Source organism: Micropruina sp., from assembly GCF_047602385.1.
Taxonomy (GTDB): Bacteria; Actinomycetota; Actinomycetes; order Propionibacteriales; family Propionibacteriaceae; genus Micropruina.
The window spans coordinates 1049044-1067311 of record NZ_JASGHL010000001.1 but is presented as its reverse complement, the minus strand read 5'-3'; the positions used below and the strand labels follow the sequence as shown (position 1 = coordinate 1067311).

The 18268-nt window shown below is 68.3% G+C and carries 16 protein-coding genes; 7 read left to right on the top strand and 9 right to left on the bottom strand.

From position 1 onward, the window contains the following. Positions 1 to 65: 65 nt before the first annotated feature. Positions 66 to 464: a cytochrome b5 domain-containing protein gene (locus QM711_RS04965; protein ID WP_415096829.1), complete on the bottom strand. Its 399-nt coding sequence runs from the start codon at positions 462 to 464 to the stop codon at positions 66 to 68. A gap of 144 nt (positions 465 to 608) precedes the next feature. Here QM711_RS04965 and QM711_RS04960 point away from each other — a divergent pair, with 144 nt between their 5' ends. The 5 genes from QM711_RS04960 to hemW are packed head-to-tail and all read left to right on the top strand — an operon-like array spanning position 609 to position 6064. After that, positions 609 to 1508 carry a carbohydrate ABC transporter permease gene (locus tag QM711_RS04960; RefSeq protein ID WP_415096827.1) on the top strand — a complete coding sequence of 300 codons (900 nt, stop codon included), beginning with the start codon at positions 609 to 611 and terminating at the stop codon, positions 1506 to 1508. After that, positions 1495 to 2367: a carbohydrate ABC transporter permease gene (locus QM711_RS04955; RefSeq protein ID WP_415096825.1), complete on the top strand. Its 873-nt coding sequence runs from the start codon at positions 1495 to 1497 to the stop codon at positions 2365 to 2367. Before QM711_RS04960 ends, QM711_RS04955 begins: the two co-directional genes overlap by 14 nt. 53 nt (positions 2368 to 2420) lie before the next feature. After that, complete coding sequence (locus tag QM711_RS04950) at positions 2421 to 3923, top strand: extracellular solute-binding protein (protein WP_415096823.1); 1503 nt, start codon at positions 2421 to 2423, stop codon at positions 3921 to 3923. 54 nt (positions 3924 to 3977) lie between these two features. After that, positions 3978 to 4781: an S-methyl-5'-thioadenosine phosphorylase gene (locus QM711_RS04945; protein ID WP_415096821.1), complete on the top strand. Its 804-nt coding sequence runs from the start codon at positions 3978 to 3980 to the stop codon at positions 4779 to 4781. Beyond that, a complete protein-coding gene (gene hemW / locus QM711_RS04940) occupies positions 4781 to 6064 on the top strand; it encodes a radical SAM family heme chaperone HemW (RefSeq protein WP_415096819.1) in 1284 nt (427 codons plus the stop codon). Before QM711_RS04945 ends, hemW begins: the two co-directional genes overlap by 1 nt. 125 nt (positions 6065 to 6189) lie before the next feature. Here the strand turns inward: hemW and QM711_RS04935 are convergent, their stop codons facing one another. Continuing rightward, positions 6190 to 6756 (bottom strand): C40 family peptidase, encoded by a 567-nt coding sequence (locus QM711_RS04935; protein WP_415096816.1) that lies wholly within the window; start codon positions 6754 to 6756, stop codon positions 6190 to 6192. A gap of 204 nt (positions 6757 to 6960) precedes the next feature. Here QM711_RS04935 and QM711_RS04930 point away from each other — a divergent pair, with 204 nt between their 5' ends. Both QM711_RS04930 and QM711_RS04925 read left to right on the top strand, forming a co-directional pair. Then, complete coding sequence (locus QM711_RS04930; protein ID WP_415096814.1) at positions 6961 to 8061, top strand: alpha/beta fold hydrolase; 1101 nt, start codon at positions 6961 to 6963, stop codon at positions 8059 to 8061. 159 nt (positions 8062 to 8220) lie between these two features. Beyond that, a complete protein-coding gene (locus tag QM711_RS04925) occupies positions 8221 to 9069 on the top strand; it encodes a class I SAM-dependent methyltransferase (protein ID WP_415096812.1) in 849 nt (282 codons plus the stop codon). Positions 9070 to 9321: 252 nt separating this feature from the next. Here the strand turns inward: QM711_RS04925 and QM711_RS04920 are convergent, their stop codons facing one another. From QM711_RS04920 to QM711_RS04890, 7 genes are all read right to left on the bottom strand, one after another. Beyond that, positions 9322 to 12225 carry a leucine--tRNA ligase gene (locus QM711_RS04920; RefSeq protein ID WP_415096810.1) on the bottom strand — a complete coding sequence of 968 codons (2904 nt, stop codon included), beginning with the start codon at positions 12223 to 12225 and terminating at the stop codon, positions 9322 to 9324. Positions 12226 to 12378: 153 nt separating this feature from the next. Then, complete coding sequence (locus QM711_RS04915; RefSeq protein ID WP_415096808.1) at positions 12379 to 13632, bottom strand: hypothetical protein; 1254 nt, start codon at positions 13630 to 13632, stop codon at positions 12379 to 12381. Further along, on the bottom strand, positions 13632 to 14201 hold the full coding sequence (locus QM711_RS04910) for a hypothetical protein (protein ID WP_415096806.1): 570 nt from the start codon (positions 14199 to 14201) through the stop codon (positions 13632 to 13634). Before QM711_RS04910 ends, QM711_RS04915 begins: the two co-directional genes overlap by 1 nt. 2 nt (positions 14202 to 14203) lie before the next feature. Then, positions 14204 to 15502, bottom strand: coding sequence for a type IV secretory system conjugative DNA transfer family protein (locus QM711_RS04905; RefSeq protein WP_415096804.1), 1299 nt, complete (start codon positions 15500 to 15502; stop codon positions 14204 to 14206). A 2-nt stretch (positions 15503 to 15504) separates the two neighbouring features. Next, on the bottom strand, positions 15505 to 16326 hold the full coding sequence (locus tag QM711_RS04900; protein WP_415096802.1) for a hypothetical protein: 822 nt from the start codon (positions 16324 to 16326) through the stop codon (positions 15505 to 15507). 120 nt (positions 16327 to 16446) lie between these two features. Beyond that, positions 16447 to 17388, bottom strand: a complete 942-nt coding sequence (locus QM711_RS04895; protein ID WP_415096800.1) for a hypothetical protein — start codon at positions 17386 to 17388, stop codon at positions 16447 to 16449. A 90-nt stretch (positions 17389 to 17478) separates the two neighbouring features. After that, on the bottom strand, positions 17479 to 18204 hold the full coding sequence (locus QM711_RS04890) for a hypothetical protein (protein ID WP_415096798.1): 726 nt from the start codon (positions 18202 to 18204) through the stop codon (positions 17479 to 17481). Positions 18205 to 18268: the final 64 nt, after the last annotated feature.

The following is an 18268-nucleotide window of genomic DNA, read 5'->3' as shown; positions in this document are numbered from 1 at the left end:
AGTGCCAGTGAACTAGTCATGCGCCCAGTCTGCCGGTGCCGACCAAGGGAGTGGACCCCGAAGTCTCAGTCGACCAGGGCACCGATCCGGAAGGAGGCCAGCTGCGTATTCGGCTTCGGCTGGCTGTCGTGCTGGCCGTGGAAGGCCGCGGTGGCGTCCGTGCCGCAGAGCTTGATGATCTTGTCCGGTCCGCCCGGATGCCGGCTGATCCACGAGGTCAGGTCGTACACGCTGCCGTCGATCGCCGCCCAGCAGTCCTGCTGGGTGTTGTGCTTGGCGACCTCCGACAGCCGGTAACTGGCGGCGGCCGAAGTCGTCGTCGAAGCGGAGGCCGATGGGCTCGCGGCCGCCGAAGCGGTCGGGGACGCGGTGACGCTGGGGGATGGTTGCGCTGCGTTCGCCGCGCAACCGGTCAGGGCGAGGACAGCCAGGGGCGCCAGGAGCAGGCCGGTGCGGAGGGTCATGCGGGAAGCCTACCGACCGCTCGGGCACGCTCGTCATCGGACCGGAAGGGCTCTCTGCGGGTGCCAAAGAAGCTTGTCCGGGCGCCTATTTCAAATCTCAACCAGCCCTGGCCGGACGTCCGTCAGACAACTAGAGTCATCGCCATGCCCACCCGCAGCGCGCAGCGTCCGGCGGGACGCCTGCGGCACGGTCGATTGGCCGGGCTGCTGCTGGCGCCCAGCCTGTTCGGGCTCGCCGCCTTCTTGCTGTTCCCGATCCTGGTGGTGATCTGGCTCTCGCTCAACCGGTGGGATCTGCTGTCGCCGATCCGGTTCGTGGGCTTGGCCAACTACGCCGACGTGCTGGGTGACCCCACTTTCGGCAACTCGATGCTGCGCACGGTGATCTTCGTGGCGTCGGTGATCCCGCTGCAGACGGCGTTGGGGCTGTTCCTGGCCGTGCTGCTCTCCCGGGGACTCCCTGGGTCGGGGCTGTTCCGGGTGATCTACGTCGTCCCGTGGATCTGCGCGCCGCTGGCGCTGGGGGTGGTCTGGAAGTGGATCCTGGCCCCCTACGACGGGGCACTGAACAACCTGCTGGGCCTGAGCGTGGAGTGGCTGACCAATCCGGCGCTGGCCATGCCGGCGGTGGCGGGGGTGACGATCTGGTCGCAGGTCGGCTACACCACGCTGTTCTTCGTCGCCGGGCTGGCGGCCATCCCCGAGTCGGTGATCGAGGCCGCCGAACTGGACGGCGCGGACGGCTGGCAGGTGTTCTGGCAGATCAAGCTGCCGCTGCTCGGGCCGACCATGTTCTTCGTGCTGGTCACCGGGGTGATCTCGGCCTTCCAGGCGTTCGACCAGATCTACGCGCTGACGCCCCTCGGCGGCCCGGAGGGCACCACGGACGTGATTGCCAGCCGGATCTACATCGAAGCATTCCAGGGCGCCTTCAATCTGGGCCGGGCCTCGGTGATGGCGCTGGTGCTGTTCGCCATCCTGGTGGTCGTGACCCTGCTGCAGCAGCGCTATTTCGCCGACAGGATCACCTATGACCTCAGCTGAGACCCCGGTGGCCGTCCGGCGTCGCCGGGCCAGCCTTCCCAGGCCGGTCGCCGACGCGCTGACCTATCTGGTCCTGACCGCCGGAGCATTGCTCACCCTGGCGCCGTTCGCGCTCAGTTTCATGACCGCGTTCAAATCGCCGCAGCAGTTCGCGTCCGAGCCTGCGCTCAACCTGCCCAACCCGGTCACGACGGAGAACTTCACCACACTGTTCGGCGGTGACTACGGCTTTTTGTCGCCGATCGCGGTGACCGCGCAGATGGTCGCGGTGATCCTCTGCGGTCAGTTGATCTTCTCGATCATGGCCGCCTATGCCTTCGCGAAGTTGCGTTTCGCCGAACGCGACGCGCTGTTCTGGCTGTATCTCGCGACGCTGATGATTCCCCAGGTGGTCATCGTCATTCCGCTGTACACGATGATGGTGCAGACCGGATTGCGGAACACGTTCTGGGCGCTGGTGCTGCCGTTCCTGTTCGGCTCGCCCTACGCGGTGTTCCTGCTGCGCGAGCATTTTCGCGGCATTCCCGACGACCTGATCGACGCCGCCCGGATCGACGGTGCCGGCGACTGGCGGATCCTCTGGCAGATCGTCGCACCGATGTCGCGGGGCATCATCGCCACCCTGGCGATCATCACGGTGGTCAGTCACTGGAACAACTTCATGTGGCCGCTGATCATCACCACCGGACGCGACTGGCAGGTGCTCACCGTGGCGACGGCGAACCTGCAGAGTCAGTACAACTCCAACTGGACGCTGGTGATGGCCGCGACCACGGTGGCGATGGCGCCGCTGCTGGTGATCTTCGCGGTCTTCCAGCGAACGATCGTCAGCTCAATTTCGTTGACCGGCTTCAAGTAGCGATGTCGGCGGCAGATGATGTGATGGACACAACCAACCGAGGAGGAACCCCCGTGAGATCGGTACACACCCTGGGTCGCCGGACGTTCGTGGCCGCCGTGGCGGCCGCGGTCGCGCTCGGTGCGGCCGGCTGCTCGCCCGCTCAGCAGCAGGCTCAGCCCACCGCCACCGCCAGCGGCGCTACGACGACCGTGACCGTCCGGATGTGGGACGAGCAGTGGCAGAAGGCCTACGACGCCTCGTTCGCCGAGTTCCACAAGCAGAACCCCAACATCACCGTGAAGACCGTGGTGGTGCCGTGGGCCGACTACTTCACCAAGCTGCGTACCGATGTCAGCAGCGGCAACGCCGAGGACATCTTCATGATGAACGGCTCCTATCTGCAGCCTTACGTGACCTCGGGCTCGGTGCTCGAGATCGGCTCCGACTTCGCGTCGGAGAAGGCCAGCTGGATCACGCCGGCGGTCGAGCAGTACACCCGCGACGGCAAGCTGTGGGGCGTCCCGCAGACCACCGACGGCGGCATCGCCCTCTACTACAACAAGAAGCTGCTGGCAGATGCCGGGATCACCCCCGAGCAACTCAACAACCTCGTCTGGGCCCCGGGCGGCGGCAGCGCCGACACCCTGCTGCCGATCCTGAAGAAGCTCACCATCGACGCCACCGGCAAGACCGCCGACGAGAGCGGCTTCAACGGCGCCAGGCCCAAGCAGTGGGGCTACTCGGCGGCCCAGGACCTGCAGGGCATCTACTACAACTTCATCGGCTCCAACGGCGGCCAGTTCCAGGACGCGTCCGGCAAGTTCGTCTTCGCGTCACCCGAATCCGAGGCGGCCTTCCAGTACATCGTCGACCTGATCAACAAGTACAAGGTCTCGCCGGCGGCGTCCAACACCAACGGCAACGACAACTTCACCCGCGACCAGTTCCTGCAGGGCAAGATCGCCCTGTTCCAGTCGGGTGTCTACAACCTGAAGAATGTCGCCGACGGTGCCAAATTCGACTGGGGGATCGCTCCGCTGCCGGCTGGGCCGAAGGGTGCGGTTTCGGTGGTGAACTCGATCATCGCGGCGGGCAACGCCAAGAGCAAGAACCTCGACGCCACCAAGAAGGTGCTGCAATGGATGGGGTCGGCCGACGGAGCCAAATTCCTCGGCTCGACCGGCACCGCGATCCCGGCTGTCACGGGCGCGCAGTCCGCGTTCGCCGACTACTGGAAGGCCAAGAACGTCGACCCCTCGCAGTTCGCCAAGCAGGGCGGGATGCCGTCGATCTCGGCGCCGGCCGGTGAGAACTACGGTGCCGCGCTGACTGCCTGGAAGCCGATCTTCGACGAGGTCTTCCTCGGCCGGACGTCGGTGGCCGACGGGCTGCCCAAGGCTGAGGCCAGCCGCCAACAAGGCCAACGGGTAAGCGGGACATCGCCGGTTGAGCTTGTCGAAGCCCGGTGCCGGAGGTCTCGGCAGGCTCGACCAACGATGCTCGGTGCGAGGTGTCGCGGGTTGAGCTTGTCGAGGCCCGTTGCCGGCGGTCTCGACAGGCTCGACCAACGATGATGGCACTTCCTGACGGACGCGGAGGGCCTGCTGGCCAGGTCCTAGAGTGGTGCCGTGCGGGCGGAGATCGGGATCATTGGCGGGTCGGGTTTCTACGACTTCTTCGACGGTGCTGACACCGTTGAGATCGACACCCCGTTCGGCGAGCCGAGTGCGCCGCTGACCATCGGCGAAGTCGCCGGACGGGTTGTCGCGTTCCTGCCACGGCACGGCGTCCGGCACCAGTTCCCGCCGCACCGGGTGAACTACCGGGCCAACCTCTGGGCGCTGCGATCGATCGGCGTCCGGCAGGTACTGGCGCCGTGTGCCGTCGGCGGACTGCGGCCCGAACTGACCCCCGGCACCTTCGTCGTACCCGACCAGGTCGTCGATCGCAGTTGGGGACGCGCGCACACCGTGTGGGACGCGGTCGGCCCGGTCGTCCACGTCTCGTTCGCCGATCCGTACTGCCCCCGCGGCCGGGCGGCGCTGCTGGCCGTGGACGAGCCCGCGGTCGACGGCGGCACTCTCGTGGTGATCAACGGGCCACGATTCTCCTCCCGGGCCGAGTCCCGGTGGCATGCCGCCGCCGGATGGTCGGTGGTCGGCATGACCGGAATGCCGGAGGCGTCCGTTGCGCGCGAACTGGCGATGTGCTTCAGCACCGTCTGCATGGTCACCGACGCGGACGCGGGCGTCGAGGGGCCGGGGGTGTCGCACGCCGAGGTGATGCAGGTCTTCGCCGGCAACATCGAGCGGCTGAAGGCGATGCTGGTTCGGGTGATCGCGGCGTTGCCCGAACCCGAGTCGGACGAGACGGCGACCTGTTCCTGCCGGCGCGCCCTGGACGGCCAGCGGCTGCCGTTCGAGTTGCCCTGATGCCTTCCGCGCTGCCCGCCGGGGACCCGGCGCCCGCCGACGGCTCGCTGCCCGCGTCCGCACTGGCCGAACTCGGTGACGGCCCCGTCTCGCTGTATCTGCACGTGCCGTTCTGCGCGACCCGGTGCGGCTACTGCGACTTCAACACCTACACCGCGGCGGAACTCGGGTCAGCGCCCGGCTCGTCCCGGCGGGCGTTCCTGGACGCCGCCGAGGCTGAACTGGCGCTGGCGGCGCGGGTGCTCGGGGAGCGTCCGATCGCCACCGTATTCGTCGGCGGCGGCACTCCCACCCTGCTCGAGTCGGCTGAACTGGTCGGTCTGCTGGACGCCGCCCGGCGGTATTTCCCCTTGCCGGAGGGCGCGGAGGTAACCACCGAATGCAACCCGGAGTCGGTGGACGCCGGCTACCTGGACGCTCTGGTGGCGGGCGGCTTCAACCGGATCTCGTTCGGCATGCAGTCGGCTCGCAGCCATGTGCTGCAGGTGCTCGATCGGACCCACACCCCCGGACGGGTCGGCCAGGTCGTCGGCTGGGCCCGGGCGGCCGGCTTCGTCTCGGTCAGTCTCGACCTGATCTACGGGACGCCGGGGGAGTCGCTGGAGGACTGGCGAGCCTCGCTGGAGGCGGCGCTGGCCCAGGCTCCCGACCACGTTTCGGCGTACGCCCTGATCGTCGAGGAAGGCACCAGGTTGGCCGCGCAGATCCGCCGCGGCGAGTTGCCGGCCCCGCTCGATGACCTGCAGGCCGACTGCTACGAGCTCGCCGAGCAGCTGCTCTCCGCCGCCGGGATGCGGTGGTACGAGCTGAGCAACTGGAGCCGTCCGGGACATGAATGCCGGCACAACCTCGCCTACTGGCGGGGGTCGCCGTGGTGGGGGATCGGGCCCGGGGCACACTCGCACGTCGGCGGCGTCCGGTGGTGGAACGTCAAGCACCCGCGGCGGTACAGCGCCGTCCTGGACGCGGGCAACAGCCCGGCTGCTGCCCGGGAGGCGCTGGACGCCGATGCGCGCCGGGTCGAGCGGGTGCTGCTGGAATCGCGGCTGGCCGACGGATTGGCCTTGGACGTCCTGACGGACTCCGAGCGAGCCCGGGTGCCCGGCTTGCTCGCTCGCGGCCTGGTCGATCTGCACTTCGACGACCGTCGGTCGAGCACGTCCAGCGGGCTGTCGGAAGGGTTGTCCCGGCCGGCCTCCGGGGGTGGGACGTCCGACCGGTTGATGCTCAGCCTCAGCGGCCGGCTGCTCGCGGACGCCGTCGTCCGCGACCTGCTGGACTAGCCGAACCGCTGGCACGCGCCCACAAACCACCGAGCGCTCGCCGAACTACTAGGGCTCGCGGGCGAAGTTCAGCGAGCCCCAAATAGTTGGGCGAGCGCGGGGAAGTGGTCGTCGGATGACCAGGGTCAGCGGATGACGCGACGGGCCGAGTGGTAGTGGCCGTACTTCTTCAGGTTCGAGATCTCCAGGTCGTCGCGGGTGTTGCGCGCGTGCACGATCTTGCCGTCGCCGATGTAGAGCGCGACGTGGCTGACCGGGCTGTAGAAGAAGACCAGGTCGCCGGGCTTCAGGTTCTTCTTGGCGACCTTGACACCCTTCTTGGACTGCGCCCGGGACGAGTGCGGAAGCTTGATGCCGACCTTGCGGAACGACCAGATCATCAGTCCGGAGCAGTCGAAGTTGTTCGGCCCGGAGGCACCCCAGCGGTATTGGCCCTTGGCCACCCGGGACTTGGCGGCCTTGATCACCGCGTTCGCCTTGGCCTGCAGCTTCTGCGCCTTGGTCTGCTTCGGCGGCGTGGTCGTCGTCGTGCTCGTGGTGGTGGGGGTCACGACGGCAGCCGCCGACTCGACCGGTGCTGCCGGCGGCGGGGTCTCTTCGGCCGTAGCGGGGAGGGCGGCGGGTGCGGCCGAGAGCACCAGCGCTGTGCTGAGTGCGAGGGTGGCGGAAACTGCAAACTTGCGAACGAACATGGCGGATCCTCCCGAACCGACGTACGACAACTCTCACTGAGATTCAGTTGAGCAGAAGCTGAGATCAAGCTGAGAAGGACCATAACTGAAGCCGACCACGTTGGCAAACTCGACGATCTGGGCCGGTTGCGGACGGCGAACCCGGGAGGAGGAGGGCCGGCAACGAGCCTCGCCGAGAGAAGGGTGGCGCCCTATCATCGTCCGGTGAGCAGGACGGGGGCGGACGCGGGGCAGGACATCCGGTTCGCGCGCTCCACCGACGGCGTGGGCATCGCCTACGCGGTGCACGGCAAGGGCCCGCCGCTGCTCATCGACGGCTGCTGGCTGAGCCACCTGCAATTCGATTGGCAGAGTCCGGTCTGGCGGCACTACCTGGTCGAGTTGGGCAAGGTTGCCACGGTGATCCGCTACGACGAACGCGGCCACGGGCTGTCGGATCGCGGGGTGACCGACCACAGCCTGGACGCCCGGGTAGCCGACCTCGAAGCCGTCGCGGACGACGCCGGGCTCGGTCGGTTCGCGCTGCTGGCGATGGCGCAGGGCGGACCGGTGGCACTCGAGTACGCCGCCCGCCATCCGGGGCGGCTGACCCGGCTGATCTTCTACGGCAGCTACGCCGGCGCGCACGCGGGTCTGTCGCCCGAGGACCTGGAACTCCACGCCGCGTTCGAGGCGCTGATCAAGGTCGGCTGGGCGCGTCCCACCTCGGAGTTCCGCAGGGTGTTCAGCAGCATGATGATTCCCGGGGGAACCGAGGAGCAACGCTGCTGGCTGGACGACTTGCAGCGGATGGCGGTGGACGCCGACACGGCCGTGTTGTCTCGGCGCCAGCGACAGCTGACCGACTCGTCGCCGCGGATGGCGCAGATCGACCTGCCGACCCTGGTGATCAACAGCCGGGGCGATCAGATGAACGACTTTCAGCACGCCCGCGATCTGGCGGTCGGCATCCGCAACGCCCGGCTGGTGGCGCTGGAGAGCGTCAACCACATCGTGCTCGCCGCCGAGCCGGCCTGGCCGGTGCTGCTGCACGAGCTGACCGAGTTCCTGCGGCCCGACCGCGAACTGCTGGCCGAACCGGGCGCCGCGGACTCCGCGTCCGTCGCGATGGGCACCCTCTCGCCACGCGAGCGCGACATTCTCGGCCTGGCCGCGCAGGGTCTCGACAACGAGGCCATCGCGGCTCGGCTGGTGCTGTCGGTCCGCACGGTCGAGCGGCACCTGCAGAACGTCTACGGCAAGCTCGGATTGCAGGGCCGGACGGCCCGGGCCGCCGCCGTGGGCAGGCTGCTGTCCCGCGGCTGAGTCGGCCAACCGGTGGAACCCGTCGTGCGGGCGGGCGGCGACTACGCACCGACCGCCATTGGGCGGGCTGCCGGGGGCAGCGATTTGCGCGTCGGCGCCGATGCCGCACACCGTCCTCGATTCCTACCGTGAGGTCATCAACCAACCGAAGGAGGAATCGTGACCATCACGATCAACACCAGCGAGATCCCGGATACCGCCACCGAGGCCGACCGGGCGCTGAAGGCCAAACATGCGGCGATGTGGGCCAGCGGCGACTACCCGGCCGTGGCCACCGACATCGTCGCCGCACTCGGCGGCGTGCTCGTCGACACTCTCGACATCCGCGCCGGACACTGCGTGCTGGACGTCGCGGCCGGCACCGGGACGTCCGCACTGCCGGCCGCTCGTCGCGGGGCGGTGGTGACGGCAACCGACCTCACCCCCGAGTTGCTGGATCTCGGGCGCGCGTCCGCTGCCGAGCACGGGCTTCAGCTCAGCTGGCAGGTCGCCGACGCCGAAGCGCTGCCCTACGACGATGGTGCGTTCGACGCGGTGATGTCGGCCATCGGGGTGATGTTCGCCCCGCATCATCAACAGGCGGCGGACGAGTTGCTCAGGGTCTGCCGGCCCGGCGGCCGGATCGGCGTGCTGTCCTGGACGCCGGCCGGCTTCATCGGCCAGATGTTCGCGGTGCTGAAGCCGTACGCCCCGCCTCCGCCGCCCGGAGCCTCGCCGGCACCGTTGTGGGGGAGTGGGGACCACGTCCGGCAGCTGTTCGGAGAGCGGGTGACCGACTTCGTCGCCCGCGAGCGTTCGCTGCCGGTGACGCGGTTCGCCGACGGTGCCGAGTTCCGCGACTACTTCAAGCGCAACTACGGCCCGACCATCGCGGTGTACCGGTTCATCGCCGGCGATCCGGACAAGGTCGCCGCGCTGGACGCCGAGCTGGCGGCCCTGGGCGATCGATTCCTCGCCGAGGGCGTCATGCACTGGGACTATCTGCTGGTCACAGCGACCCGGGCCTGAGGCCTCCCGGTCCCGGGAGGGGTGCGACGGATCCGCGGTTCCGGAGAGGTCGATCGTGGGGTGTGGCGATGTCGAGATCGGTCACCGATGCCGACAAAGCCGTCCGATTTCGGGTCCTGACACGAAATCGGCGAGGTTTCCCTCTATCGAGCGGCGATGTCGAGATCGCGGATCGCCGGACGGCACCCCCATCCGGGGCCGTCCGGCGGTCCAGTCTCGCCGGTACAGCCAGTCTGCGGGCGAAGGGCGTCCTCAGACAGGTACGACGTTGACCAGCTTCGGCGCTCGGACGATGACCGTCCGCACCCCGTTGGCGATCTCGTCGGCGATCCGCGGCACGGCCAGGGCTTGCGCCCGCAGGTCGTCCTCGGAGATGTCGGCCGGCACTTCCAGGCGGGCTCGGACCTTGCCCCGCACCTGCACCACGCAGGTCACGGTGTCGTCGGCGATCAGCGCCGGATCGGCGACCGGGAACGGCTCGAAGGCCAGCGACTCGGCATGGCCCAGCCGCGACCACAACTCCTCGGCGATGTGCGGGGTCAGCGGAGCCACCATCAGCAGCATCGGCTCGATCGCCTCGCGCGGGACGGCGTCCAGCTTGGTCAGCACGTTGTTGTACTCGGTCAGCCGGGCGATCGCGGTGTTGAACGACAACCCCTCATAGTCCCTGGTGACGGCGTCGATGGCCTTGTGCAGCGCGCGCTTGGTGGCGGCATCCAGCGATGCGTCGACGACCCGGACGTCGCCGGTGACCTCGTCGACCACGTTGCGCCACAGCCGCTGCAGGAAGCGCTGCGAGCCGACCACGGCCCGGGTCTCCCACGGCTTCGACTGATCCAGCGGACCCATGCCCATCTCGTAGATCCGGAAGGTGTCGGCGCCGTAGGAGTCATACATATCGTCGGGAGTGACGATGTTCTTCAGCGATTTGCCCATCTTGCCGTACTCCCGGAAGACCTCCTCCCCGTGCCAGACGTAACTCATCTCGCCGTCCGCACCGGCGACCTCTTCGACCTCGTCGGCCGGGACGGTCTGGCCACGGGAATCGCGGAAGGCGTAGGCCTGGATGTAGCCCTGGTTGTACAGCCGGCGGAACGGTTCGGCCGAGCTGACCTGGCCCAGGTCGAACAGCACCTTGTGCCAGAACCGGGCGTACAGCAGATGCAGCACGGCGTGCTCGACGCCACCGACGTACAGATCGACGCCACCGACATCGCCGCCCTCGGTGGTTGAGCTTGTCGAAACCGGGGTCTCGACAGGCTCGACCGACGCACTATCGGCCGCATCGCGCGGACCCATCCAGTAGCGTTCCACGTCAACATCCACGAACCGGTGGTGGTTGGCCGGATCCAGGTAGCGGATCTCGTACCAGCACGAGCCCGCCCACTGCGGCATCACGTTCAGCTCGCGGCGGTAGGTCTTCGGCCCGTCGCCCAGATCCAGTTCGACCTCGGCCCAGTCGGTGACCCGGCCCAGCGGCGGCACCGGCTCGGACGTCGAATCGTCGGGATCCAGCGCCTGCGGGCTGTAGTCGTCGATCTCGGGCAGTTCGACCGGCAGCATCGACTCGGGCAGGGCGATCGGGTGACCGGCCTCGTCGTAGACGATCGGGAACGGCTCACCCCAGTAGCGCTGCCGGCTGAACAGCCAGTCCCGCAGCTTGTAGGTGACGGTTTCGGTGCCGTGACCCTTCTCGGTCAGCCAGTCGATCATGGTCTGCTTGGCGTCGGCCATGTTCAGGCCGTTCAGCGAGATCTCATCGTTGGCCGAGTTGATCGTCGGGCCGTCGCCGGTGAACGCGGTGTTCTCGTCGTGACCCTCGGAGGGCTGCACGGTGCGGATGATCGGCAGCTCGTAGGTGGTCGCGAAGTCCCAGTCGCGCTCGTCCTCGGCCGGTACCGCCATGATGGCGCCGGTGCCGTAGCCCATCAGGACGTAGTCGGCGATGAAGATCGGGATGCGCCGGCCGTCCACCGGGTTGATCGCGAACGCGCCGGTGAAGACGCCGGACTTGTCCTTGTTCTCCTGGCGCTCCAGGTCGGTCTTGCGGGCCGCCGCCTCCCGGTAGGCGGTGACCGCCTCAGAGGGGGACGCCGCGCCGCCCGTCCAGGCGTGGTTGGTGCCGCTGGGCCAGGCGTTCTCGCCGGGGGTGATGGCGTCCACGATCGGATGCTCGGGCGCCAACACCATGAACGTGGCACCGAACAGCGTGTCCGGACGGGTGGTGAACACTGCGATCGCGGCTTCGTGGCCCTCGACGGGGAAGGTCACCGAGGCGCCGCTGGAACGTCCGATCCAGTTGCGCTGCATCGCCTTCACCTTGTCCGGCCAGTCCAGCCGGTCCAGGTCGGCCAGCAGCCGGTCGGAGTAGGCGGTGATCCGCATCATCCACTGCTTCATGCTGCGCTTGAAGACGGGGAAGTTGCCGATGTCGGAGCGGCCCTCGGCGGTGACCTCCTCGTTGGCCAGCACGGTGCCCAGGCCGGGGCACCAGTTCACCGGAGCCTCCGAGACGTAGGCCAGCCGGTAGGAGTCGACGATGGTGGCACGCTCGGCGGCGTCCAGTTCGGCCCAGGGTCGGTCGGACGGCGTGGGGCGTGTGACCGATGCGAACTCGGCGATCAACTCATCGATCGGACGCGCCTTGTCGGCGTCGGTGTCGTACCAGGAGTTGAACACCTGCAGGAAGATCCACTGCGTCCAGCGGTAGAACTCGACGTCGGTGGTGGCGACGCTGCGGCGGTCGTCGTGGGCCAGGCCCAGCCGGCGCAACTGGCGCCGCATGTTGGCGATGTTCGCCTCGGTGGTCACCCGCGGGTGCTGACCGGTCTGCACCGCGTACTGCTCGGCCGGCAGGCCGAAGGCGTCGTAGCCCAGGGCGTGCAGGACGTTGCGGCCGCGCATCCGCTGGTAGCGCGCCCAGGTGTCGGTGCCGATGTAGCCCAGCGGGTGTCCGACGTGCAGGCCGGCGCCGCTGGGATAGGGGAACATGTCCAGCACGAACAGCTTCTCCCGGCCGCCGACCTTCTCGGGCTCAGCCCAGACGCCGGACGGGTTCGGCGCGTGGAACGTGCCTTCGGCCTCCCAGCGGTCCTGCCAGGCGGTCTCGATCTGCCCGGCCAGTTCGGCGGTGTAGCGGTAAGGCGTCTCGCTCATCTCATCCTTCTCATCGTTCTACTTCGGACATGAAAAAGCCCCTCACGCAAGGAGGGGCGCCGCGTTGACGGAGGAGTCAGCGCGGCTGGCGAAGCAGAAGTCGGCGTGCCACGGGGGCAGCTTACCGCAGGCGGTACGCCAGAGCGCGAACGGTCACAGTCCAGCCTCCGGTTCCTCGGGCTTCGCACCTGGGCCGGATTCAGGTTCCGACGGCTCCGGTTCGGGAGCGGGTGTGGTGGCAGTGGGGGTGGGTGTGGTCGGCTTGGTTGCGCCGGCCTCCGGCTCGGGTTCAGGAGCGGGTGTGGTGGCAGCCGGGGTGGACTGGGGTTGGCTGGCCGGTTCGGGGGTGGGTGCTGCGTGGGGTGTGGTCGGCTGGGACGCATTGGGCTCCAGTTCAGGAGCGGGTGCTGCAGCGGACGGGGTGGCCAGCTGGGCTGCGCCGGCCTCCGGCTCGGGTTCAGGAGCGGGTGGACGATCCGCCGGCGTTGCCGCCGGTGACCGAGCGTCGGCCGGCTCGGCAGCTGGGACCGGTGCCGCGGGCGGATCCGCGCCGGGGCTCGCGGGTTCTGGACCGGTGGTCACGTCCGGCTCCGGTGCCGCTGCCTCCGGTGCCGCTGGCTCCGGTGCCGTTGGCTCGGGAGTGGACGCCTCGGCGGTCGGGTGAGACATCGTCTCAGGCTCGGGTACCGGGCTGGCGGAGGCAGCTGTGGTAGCCGTCGCGGGCTCGGGTGCCGCCGCCTCGGCCGTCTCCGGCGCAGGCGCCGCGGGCGCACCTTCCGGCGCGGGCGCCGCGGGCGCACCTTCGGGCTCGGGCGCGGGCGCACCTTCGGGCTCGGGCGCGGGCGCCGCCAGCTCGGGTTGCCCAACTTGCTCGACACCCGGTGTCGACGGGGCGGCGCTGGTCGCGTCCGCTGGTCCGGCTTGAGGCTGCGACGGGCCGAGCGAGGCATACGACTCTGCCTGCAGCTGCTGGGCATAGTCATGCCCGTAGTCAAGCCGGTGTTCGGTGGCCTGCTCCTGCTGCTGATGGGTCGCGAACAACTCGGCGGCAGCGCCGCCGGGGCCCGGGTCGGCCAGGGACGCTCCCTCCGGATCGCGGGCCAACTCACCGAGTCGCTGGACATAGGCGTCGCGCTGCTCCGGCTCCAGCGGCCGCAGATCGCTGTCGATCCTGGCTCGGGTATTGGCGTCTATCGCCTCGGCACGTTCGGCACCGGAGTGCCGCAGGTCGGAGCCGCTCTCGGAGGCCTGCTGCAGAGTGAAGGCCGCGCCCAGGGCGGTCGTGGCGACCCAGGCGCCGCTACCGGGGGCGACGTATTCGCCGACCAGACCTGCGGCGATCGAGGTGAACCCCAAGCTCCCCTTGATCCGGGGGTGCAGATCCAGGAAGTTGCTGAACCACCCCATCAGAGTGCCCTTGCGGTGGCCGCGGCCGCACCGGTGCGCAACAGGCGGGTCAAGTCGCCGGCGACCCGGCGCCAGACGACCGCCGGCGCCGCCCCGGTGGTCTGGATCTCGTCGCCGACGACGGCGCCGAGTTCGCGTCCGGGCGTGCGTTCGAGCAGCACTCGGCCGGCTTCGCTGATCAGGCAGGCGGCCCCGTCACCGAGATCGAGCACGATCAGGCCGGGACGGTTCTGATCGGCGGCGAGCGGAGCACGGACGTGCAGTCGGAGCGTGGCGAGCTGACCGGCCAGTGCGGCGGCGTCGCCGGGCTCCAGTTGCCAGAGGATTCCGGAGCGGGTCATCGCATCGAGGTCGGCGGCGTCGATCCCGCTGCCGCTTCCGGAAGCGAGCGCCTCGGAACGAAGCCTGAGCCGGCTGAAGTACCGCAGCGGATGGCGGAACTCGGCCGGGAGGGTGACCACCCCGCCGCCGGCCTGGGCGATCTCGGCGGGTCCGCCGTCCGCGGGCATCAGGACGCCGTTGAGCAGGTAGGCGGGCTCGGCGAGATCGAAGAGGTTGTAGAGGGCCACGGCTAGCTCCCGGCTGCCGGTGCCGCGAAGGTGAACTGCAGCGGGGGGCCGACCGGCAGCCCCACGATCGACTGGCCGACGCCCAGGCCGGTCAGATCCCAGTCCTCGATCACCTGCCCGTCGATCAACTGTTCCCCGATCCCTCGCGTTTTCAGTGCCGCATCGTAGCGGACCAGTTTGCGGTTTCGTCCGAAGCGTTGCGCGATGTAGTCGCGACTGAGTTGATCGAACAGCCGGAAGGCGAACACCGTTCCGAAGCCGCCGAGAATGCTGTTCGCCAGTCCTTCGCCGTACGTCTCCCGGATCTGCCCCACGTTCTGCGTGCCCACCACGAACCGCATGCCGAGCGACCGGCCGAAGTTCAGTCCGGCGTCCATGTGCCGAAGCGGGGGCAGTAGGGCGAATTCGTCGAGAACCATGACGACTCGTCCGGGCGTCCTGTTCCGGCCCAGCGATTCCTTCAAGGCGATGTCGATCAGGGTCCGGAAAACCGGGCCCAGGGTGGTTCCCAGCGAAACGTCGTACTCCAGGAACAGTGCGCGGCCGCCGCGTTGCTTCAGGAAGCCGCGGACGGAGAAATCGCCGGCCTCGCGGAAAGTGGACGAGAATACCTGCCGAATGGCCTGCTGCAGGAAGATCATCACCGACACGGTGGTGTTGCTGTCGTCCTTGGCGATGTATTGCAGGGTGCCGCGCAGATCGACGTGCGGCTCGATGAAGGAACGCATCTGGGCGGCCGTCAGTTTATCGCTCATTGCCCGGATGTCGCGGTTGGTGTAACGGTTTCCCGAGCGGACGTACACGATGATGAGCGCGGCCAGCAGGTCCTGGGCCATATTCGTCCAGATGCGGTTGTTCGAGGCTCGAGGGCCTTCGAGATCGGCAACCAGTGAGGCCGTCAGTTCGCCGACCGTCTCCGGAAGTCGCTCCGGCGGCACGTCGGTGAGCTCGTCGAACAAATTCCATCGTCGCTCGTTCGGGAACGAGGACGACGGGCTGGCCGACAAGGTGACGTCGCCCGGGCGGTGGAACTGCTCGATGTAGTCGCCCTTGCTGTCGAAGAACACCAGGACGTCCTCGGGCCCCAGACCCTGGCGCAGCGAGCCGACCAGTGCGGACATGCCCACGGTCTTTCCGGAGCCGATGCTGCCGAGGAAGAGCGTGTGCTTGCCCAGCGTGACGTCGTCGAAGCCGAGGCCCGACGTCCCCACACCGCGCACCGCTGCCAGCGGCCGCTCGGGACCCCAATAGCGATCGAGCTGCCGCGCCTGAAGTCCTTCGAGGATCTGAGCCGGGTACACGGCTAGTCGCTCATGCTCAACACGCCGCGGTTCTGGATGTCGAGGATCAGCGCTCCGATCTCGTCGTACATCCGCTGGGTGTCGGCCAGGTTCGCCTCGTCGCTGGCATCGGAGGCGTCCATCACGCCGAGCCAGCGCAAGAGGCCGAGCAGTGGGCGTCCGACAACGGCCACCGTGATCGCCATCAGGCCGGGGTTCTGGCGGCCCGAGGTGCCGGCGAGGCTGATCGGTGAGGCCTCCACGCTGCGGGCGAACAGTGCGAAAACCACCTCCGTGGAACGTACCCGCACCACGATCATGATGATGCCGATGGCAATGACCAGCAGATTCGCCAGTATTCCGATTCCGTCGAGGTCGTAAACCCCCATCCGGTAGAAGAGAAACTCCAGCGCGGGTGTGACCAGCCATTGCATCACCAGCAATCCGATCGCCGTCCCGGCCAGAATGGTCAGCAGGCTCAGCGGCGTGAGGCCGCGACGGGTGACCAGTGCGACGCCGTTGACGTCCTGAATCTGCAACTCGCGGCAGTTGCGGCTCTCTCCGAACACGGTCTTGGCGTGTGCCCGGTAGATCACCCGGGCATCGGTCACGACGAGTTCGCCCCGGAGCTGGCCGAGTCCCTTGACGGCGCCACCGATGGTGAAGGTCTTCTTCACCATCTCGCCATGCGCGAGGCGGACCGGGGTGTCGTTCAGTTGAGCCGTGCGGATCTCGCTCGGCATCGGTGCGATCGTGGCGGTCTGGGTGTTCGCGGGTGCGGGGCTGGGGGAGTGCAGGGCCGGATATCCGGCGCCGGCGTCGATGTAGCCCGCATCGCGCGTCACTCGAGCTCCGCAATGGGTGCAGAAGGTTAGGCCGGCGTTCAGCGTCGCCCCGCACGACTGGCAGTTCATGATCGTTCTCCATTCGCTTTCAAGATCAGTAGTCGCGGCAGGTGCCGTGGTTCAGCGACCCGCCGCCAGTGCGTCCATTCGCTTCTGAAGTTCCTCGGCGGTGCGTTTGCAGTCGGCCGAGGAAAAGTCCGGACGGGCGCTTTTGAGGTAGACGAAGGGTGCCGTCACGTTGCCGTACTGCACCTGGCAGTAGATGTAGCTTGAGGACGTCGTCGACCCCGCGGGGCGGTACTCGGTGTGGTGCCAGGTGAGCCGTCCGGAGGCCTCGCCGATCTTGCTCGTCCGCGAATCCCAGTCGGCCTGCTGTGTTGCGCACGCCGTCTTCACCTGCGTGTCGGTGCCGTTGAAAGCCGATCTGGCAGCATCGGGAGACGGCCACACCGAGACGGTGGTCGAGACTCCGTCGGCCTTGATCGTCTGAGCGGCGGTCGATCGCCGGTACTGCTCGCGGACCGCGTCCCCACAGGGGCCTTCCGTCCAGCTGCTGCTGGCGGCATAGGTCGGGCCGTCCACCGGTCGGCCGTCGGCCTCGTACTCTCCGATCGCGGGCTCGAAAAGGCTGGATACCTGGTCGGCGGTGATCGTGGGGCCCGGACGAAGGAGGTTCCACCAGGCCACTCCGCCGGCCACGGCGAGAGCGACCACAATGGTCACGACGAGGGGTCCTGATGTCTTCCTTCGTGTCGTCGGCGGCGGGGCCTGTGCTGGAAGCGATGCGGCCCGTCCGTTCTGATCGGCAACGAACTGCTGGCCGGCCATCGGCGGCGTCGCTGTGATCGCGGACTGCGATTGCGGCCACTGCGCCGGCGGACGCCAGGCGCCGGGGGGCGGGTCGGCCGGATTGCCATAGGCGTCGAGATAGAACAGCCAGCCCGCCGGGGGCGCGGGCAACAAGTGGCTGGGAATCCAGGTCTGAGGTGGGTGGGTGCCAGGACGGACTTCCGGCCAACCGGGTGCCGGAACAAAGCGCACCACCGGGGTCGCCTCACTCATGGCCGAAATGCTGGCAGATCGCTCCGAACATCACCGAAGAGGTCCATGGGCTGGAAGAAGCACATCGAGGGCTACCGGGTCATCCGATGATCAGAAGGGTGCCTTGAACTCCCGGGGGAAGCAGACATTTTCCACCTGTTTCTTAGTGCGATTCGGAAAGTTTCGGGTACACCATCGCAGCATCTCGTCCTTGGTACCTGCTCCCGGGTCCGCAATTGTCACCCAGATAGTGCGCGTCCCGCCTCGCTGTCGTCCGAAGTCAGTCGCGCGCAGGAGCAGCACGGAGATCCCTTGGGACTCGAAACGGTTCCGCAGCGACTGGTGCTCGGCCACGATGTCGGCCAGCCTGAAGGTGTGCCCGCCGCTCGCGGCGGTCTGGGTGCGGTCGACGACGCCGTCGTACTTGCTCGCGAGTTGCGCGATCCAGCGGCCGTCGAGAACCGCGGACGCGAGATCCTGCTCGCGCAGCCGAGCGAGTGTCGTGGCCGGCTTCTCAGTCGGGACCTCCGGCGACACCGACGGCGTGGACGACTCAGTGCTCTGATCGGTCGGGCTGCTGCTCGTGTCGTCGGTGGGCACGGCGGAAACGGACGCGGTAGGCGTTGCCACGTTGGGATCCTGCCGGCTGCGGTAGACCCAGAAGCCCGCCACGAGGGCGATCACCACGACCCCGGCCGTTACCCAGATCGCAGTGCGGCGGGGGCTGGCGGGCGGCGGCGGAGGGGGTGGCGGCGGCGTGACGAACTGGGCCGGAGGCGGCGTGACGAACTGGGCCGGAGGCACCCCGGCATCGACGCCGCCCGGTTGTGCGGACACCGGTGAGCTGGTGGCGTTCGGGCCAGCGGTGGTGTGTGGTCCGGACGAACCCGGCCACTGGTGC